The organism is Parasutterella excrementihominis YIT 11859 (assembly GCF_000205025.1).
In the GTDB taxonomy this organism is placed as follows: domain Bacteria; phylum Pseudomonadota; class Gammaproteobacteria; order Burkholderiales; family Burkholderiaceae_F; genus Parasutterella; species Parasutterella excrementihominis.
In genome coordinates, this window is record NZ_GL883763.1 from 6,786 (window position 1) to 7,424 (window position 639).

General features: G+C 45.2%; 1 protein-coding gene. It reads right to left on the reverse strand.

The annotated features are described in order from the left end of the window. Positions 1–482, reverse strand: a 482-nt coding sequence (locus HMPREF9439_RS13390) for an ATP-binding protein (RefSeq protein WP_217176407.1), incomplete at its 3' end; no start/stop codon positions are given. Positions 483–639: the final 157 nt, after the last annotated feature.

Genomic DNA, 639 nt, shown 5'->3' on the forward strand with positions numbered 1-639 from the left:
AGATTTGAAACGGCAATCATCGGTTTCATTTGCTCATACCGAGCGTTGATGACTTCAAAGAGGTAGTCTTTTTCTCTCTCGGAAATCCCTCTAAATGCACCGATCTCGTCCATGATCAGCAGATCAACCGAAACATATCGGGCGATAATGTTTTTCACGGAACGGTCTTTGTCGTTCCAAGATGATTTAATGTCCTCTAGCAGACGGGTTACCGTTGTGTAAAGAACAGTCCTCCCAAGCTGCATTGCTTCATGACCTACAGCGCAGGCAAGATGTGTTTTTCCGGTTCCCGGAGTACCGATCAGTAAAAGAGTTTTACCGCTGAACCAGTCAGTTTTTAGCTCTTGAGCGAAATCCAAGCAGCTTTTAAGAGCCTGATATTGACCTTTTTCAGTCGCTTCATAACCTTCGAAGTTCTTGTCCGCAAAGCGCTTGGGGATCATGCTTTGGCCGAATAGTTTTTTGATTTTGGTTTCTGCCAAACATCTCGGACATCCCGAAAACCAACGGCTCCCCGTGCCATCGGTAGATTTAATCCCGGCGGTAAACCATCCGTGAAATTCGCAAAACCCGGCTTCAAACCGACTTTCATCAATTGACTCTCGAAGGGTAAGTTCTTGTTTTTCAGATAGTTGAGAA